This is a genomic window from Ilyobacter sp. (assembly GCF_041583315.1).
Taxonomy (GTDB): domain Bacteria; phylum Fusobacteriota; class Fusobacteriia; order Fusobacteriales; family Fusobacteriaceae; genus Ilyobacter.
This window is the reverse complement of record NZ_JBFHGC010000355.1, coordinates 1-3101: the sequence shown is the minus strand read 5'-3', so window position 1 is coordinate 3101 and position 3101 is coordinate 1. Positions and strand designations below refer to the sequence as shown.

General features: G+C 33.6%; 4 protein-coding genes. All 4 read left to right on the top strand.

The genetic code is table 11. The annotated features are described in order from the left end of the window. Positions 1-691 (top strand): hypothetical protein (locus ABZA26_RS11285; RefSeq protein ID WP_372714626.1); only part of this gene is annotated, 691 nt, incomplete at its 5' end. Positions 692-825: 134 nt separating this feature from the next. Next, positions 826-1503 carry a hypothetical protein gene (locus ABZA26_RS11280; RefSeq protein ID WP_372714625.1) on the top strand — a complete coding sequence of 226 codons (678 nt, stop codon included), beginning with the start codon at positions 826-828 and terminating at the stop codon, positions 1501-1503. A 239-nt stretch (positions 1504-1742) separates the two neighbouring features. Next, the gene (rplM, locus tag ABZA26_RS11275) at positions 1743-2177 is read left to right on the top strand and encodes a 50S ribosomal protein L13 (RefSeq protein WP_319202984.1); all 435 of its coding nucleotides are present in this window, start codon (positions 1743-1745) and stop codon (positions 2175-2177) included. A gap of 27 nt (positions 2178-2204) precedes the next feature. Next, positions 2205-2594 carry a 30S ribosomal protein S9 gene (gene rpsI / locus ABZA26_RS11270; RefSeq protein ID WP_372714627.1) on the top strand — a complete coding sequence of 130 codons (390 nt, stop codon included), beginning with the start codon at positions 2205-2207 and terminating at the stop codon, positions 2592-2594. Positions 2595-3101 lie beyond the last annotated feature (507 nt).

Sequence of the window (3101 nt, the reverse complement as noted above, 5' to 3'; positions counted from 1 at the left end):
GGAAAAAACCGGGGTGTTGGAAAAAATAATGCCTGAGATAACTTGTCTCAAAGAGATCATGCAGGATGAGATCTATCATCCTGAAGGAGATGTATTTACCCATACCATGATGATGCTAGATGTACTTTCTGAGGAAGAGAGAAGTCCGGAACTATTTTGGAGTATTCTTTATCATGATACCGGGAAAAAAGAAACCTTTCCATCGTTTTCTGGTCACTGTGAAAAGTCAAAGAAGATATTTGACAGAGAGATATTAAAATTTACAAATAACAGAGAACTCATAGACAGTGCAGGAAAACTTGTGAGGTATCATGAAGAGCCTCTCAAGATGCTTCTGGAGGGGGGAGCTGACAGGATATCGGTGAAGAAACTGGCTGTGAAAGTGGATATAGAGAAACTTCTGAGACTCTACAGATGTGATGTCCTGGGGAGAGGTCGAAGTGACAATACAGAGGAGCTGAATATAATAGAGAGTATAGAGGCTGTCTATAAAGAGGTGAGAGCTGATCTGAAACCCATAGTTATGGGCAGAGATCTTATAGAGTGGGGCATGAAACCCAGGGAGGATTTTGGAGAAATACTGAAAAAACTCTATGAGGCACAGCTTGAGGAGAAATTTGACAACATCAGAGATGCCAGAGAATTCTACTTTAATAAGCTGTCGGGAGGGCATATTTACAAAGGTATTTAAATATGATATATTTATAAGTAAAGATAGAGGTATTCTACTCTGAGTCATAGAGCAGGAGAATAAATCAATCTATAATAATTAAGACAAAATTTCAAAGAAATAAAAAATAAAAAGAGATAAGAGGGGAGAAATAAATGGCAGTAAAGGTTAAAAATCTAATAGTGGCACATAAAGCAAAACTGAACCAGCAATTAGGTGGAGCTATCGATATTTTCGGAGCATTTTCAGAGATGGTTCAGCCGATTTTCCCATTTCCCATGAAAAACCTTTCTATGGTTTTAGAATTAGACGGACTTGAAAGAAATACAATGTTTGAGATGAGATTGAACGGACCAGAAGACGAGCTTATTTCACAGGGTGAATTCGGGATAGCAGCTTCCCCTTTTGGGACAGGTAAAAAAGTAATAGATATTGAAAACTTTCTGATTACAGAAAGAGGCAGATATACTTTAGACCTTTTGGAAAAGAGACCTGAAGGATTAAACTTTGTACAATCATGTGACCTTTTTATAGCAGCCTATCCTCCTCAAAGAAGATTCAGTGAAGAGGAAATAAATAAAATAATGTCCGATGAAAATCTAATCAAGACAGTAAAAACAGAATTCAGACCATTTGGAATAAAGGAATCTGTGAAGCTTCAGCTAAATCTCCAGAAAGACATGACTATAGAAAAAGAGTTTATACCTTTTCCTGTAGATGATAAAATATCCATCGAAGGAAAAGAGCATGACCTCACAGGACTGAGAAGACAGATAGAGTGGATGTTTGGAAGACCTATACCAAAAGCTGAAGATCCAAAAGAAAATAATTAAAGAATCCTAAAACAGGACGGCAAAGAGTGGTCCTGTTTTTTATTTTTTTAGAAATGCAACAGGATGTGCGGTATAGAGGGGAGATAAAGTAAAATAATAATTTTTCATTCATATTTCAAGTAAAATGTCTTGACATAAAATGTTAAAAAATATATAATACTTTGGTAAAATAATCCTTTCCCACAAAGGACCGTTGCGTTATATTTTTGTAAATATAACTTACTGAGGAGGAAAAAATAGTGAACAAATATACCGTAATGCAAAGAAAAGAAGATGTAACAAGAGACTGGTATCACTACGATGCTGAGGGAAAAATTCTAGGTAGATTAGCTGCTGAAATAGCTAAGAAACTTATGGGTAAAAATAAAGTTACTTACACTCCGCATATTGATGGAGGAGACTTCGTAATCGTAACTAATATGGAAAAAATAGCTGTAACTGGAAAAAAACTTACTGACAAAATGTATTATAACCATTCTGGATTCCCTGGAGGGCTAAGAGAGAGAAGACTTGAAGAAGTTTTAGCTAAAAAACCAGAAGAAGCTTTAATGCTAGCTGTAAAGAGAATGCTTCCAAACAACAAATTAGGAAGAGAGCAGTTAACTAGATTGAGAGTATTTGTTGGAGCTGAGCACACTCACGCAGCACAAAAGCCAGAAACGGTAGAACTATAATTTAGGAGGTAATTGACAGTGGCAGAAATGATGCAATATATAGGAACTGGAAGAAGAAAAACTTCTGTAGCAAGAGTAAGACTTATCCCTGGTGGATCTGGAATAGAGATTAATGGTAAAACTATGGCAGAATATTTTGGTGGAAGAGAAATTCTTTCTAAAATTGTAGAACAGCCGCTAGTTCTTACTGAGAATTTAGACAAATTTACAGTAAAAATAAACGTAGATGGTGGAGGAAATGCCGGACAAGCTGGAGCAATCAGACACGGTATATCAAGAGCTCTTCTTTCTTCTGACGAATCTTTAAAGAAAGCATTAAGAGAAGCTGGTTTCCTAACTAGAGACTCTAGAATGGTAGAAAGAAAGAAATTCGGTAAGAAAAAAGCAAGAAAATCACCACAGTTCTCAAAAAGATAAGTTTTTATTTTGTGCAAAAGATGGGTATATACCCATCTTTTTTTTTGTTTTTAATTTTTTAGTGAGAATCAGACAGAAAAAATTTATATTTTTGTGAAAGATAATTTGAATTTAATCCAGGGTATTGCTTTGGATTTTTTTTATTGTGAAAATTGTTTTTAAAATAACGTTGTTTTTAACTATAATTCATTTTAAAATGGGCAGTTTATATGGTTAAAATAACGTGTTATAAATAACTTGCATAGGAAGTATAAAAAAATAAAAAATTTTTTTTATAAAAAACATGTGAAAAAAGTGTACATTTTTTTCATAAAAAGAGCACTAAAATTTTATAAAATGAACATCTGTTTCTCTTATGATTACTGATTTTGCTAGTTCAAATAAAAAATAATCATTCTCTATAATTCTATAAATGGTTTGCATATAAAAAATATATTTTAAATAAGGGGAAAAGTTAAATATACTTACATTAGCGAGAGATTTTGGAAGTTATTAAAATGAAAAAGG

What these genes read in the sequence shown, in the direction of transcription:
- ABZA26_RS11280 (WP_372714625.1), top strand. Translation starts at nt 826, where the DNA reads ATGGCAGTAAAGGTTAAAAATCTAATAGTGGCACATAAAGCAAAACTG.
- rpsI (WP_372714627.1), top strand. Translation starts at nt 2,205, where the DNA reads ATGATGCAATATATAGGAACTGGAAGAAGAAAAACTTCTGTAGCAAGA.